Below are 1,353 nucleotides of genomic sequence, written 5' to 3'. Positions count from 1 at the left end.
CGCTTGTTCCGGGGTCAGATAATCACAACTGGCATGCGGCCTTATCTGATTATAGGTTTGTATATTGTCCCTGATCTTTCTTGTCGTTTCCCTTAAGCCAGTTTGGGCTCCATACAGGTCAAACTCTGCTTTTAAGATCCCATTTACCCGTTCAGCGATTGCATTCTCATAGGGATCTCCATTTTCAGTCATGCTTACGGCAATATTTCCACCTGTGAGTAACTCTACATAGCCTTTGCTACAATATTGCGACCCTCTGTCAGAATGGTGAATAAGCTTGTGCGCGGGATATTTCCGATCAGCTATAGCCATCCCTAAGGCATCAATGCAACCTTGAGCAGAGAGATCTTTGCGGAAAGCCCAACCCATGATCTTTTTAGAATAAGCATCCGTGATCAGACTCAGGTAGCCCCATTGCTTTCTAAGCTGAATATAAGTGATATCACTTACCCAGACCTGTTCTGGACCATTGATTACCAGTCCTTTGATCAGATTGCTATACTTTTGCATCCAATGCCTTGAATTGGTGGTGACTATTTTTCTTCTGCGATTCCTGATATGCAGGCCATGTTCCCTCATCAAGTCAAAAAGGTAGTCCCGCCCAATTTTAATGCCATGTTGCTCCAATGGTTGCTGTAACATATAATGCAGCTTTAAAGTACCTATTCTGTTTTGTTTCTTACGAATATCAAGTACATGCTGCAAAACGATCTCATCTTTTAGGCCAAGGTCCTGCACCCGCCATTGGTGATCGTAATAAGCATGTCTTGTCTTGCCAAACAGTCTGCACAGCAACTTGATCCCTAATTTGGGAAAGTCCTGCTTCATTTTGATGACTGCCTGGCACCAGACTTTTTTCTGATATTAACTTTAAGTTGTTCTTCAGCAATATCGATCATGGTATCCAGGGCACGGATTTTTAAATTGGCTTCTTCCAAAGCCTTTTTCAAGGCTTTGAGTTCTGCATTGTCGGAAGGATCTACTGTTTTTTTAGCCACTTCTTCAGCTTTGATAAGGCTAAGATCGTCATTTTCTTCTTTAAATTCCTTCATCCAGCCACGTATTACACTCGGATAAGAAATCTTAAAGGCAATCTGAGCCTGCTTAACGCTCATTCCTGCTTTTATAGCCCGGATGACCGACCGCTTTTCTCCGGCGGTATAACGCTTGTGCTTGGCTATGCCTGAACCATATTTGGCTATCCAATCAATGAGCGTACCGGGGCTCATACCATAATCATTTACCAGATCTCTGCGAGGAACGCCTTGTTCCGCCAGATCAACAATATGCGCTATTAAACGCTTATCAAAGCGCTGTTTATTATTCCTACGAGAGGAATAAAGAAATTCCGTT

Annotated in this window: 2 protein-coding genes; both read right to left on the bottom strand. The window is 42.9% G+C overall.

All coding sequences use genetic code 11. The features are described from left to right. On the bottom strand, positions 1-828 hold an 828-nt coding region (locus EZ444_RS27060; protein ID WP_131613010.1), incomplete at its 3' end, for an IS3 family transposase. Further along, on the bottom strand, positions 825-1,353 hold a 529-nt coding region (locus tag EZ444_RS27055), incomplete at its 5' end, for a helix-turn-helix domain-containing protein (RefSeq protein WP_131613009.1). The genes EZ444_RS27055 and EZ444_RS27060, both read right to left, overlap by 4 nt.

The organism is Pedobacter hiemivivus (assembly GCF_004331685.1).
GTDB lineage: Bacteria > Bacteroidota > Bacteroidia > Sphingobacteriales > Sphingobacteriaceae > Pedobacter > Pedobacter hiemivivus.
Note: the sequence above shows the minus strand (reverse complement) of the source record. Positions and strands in the feature narration are given on the sequence as shown.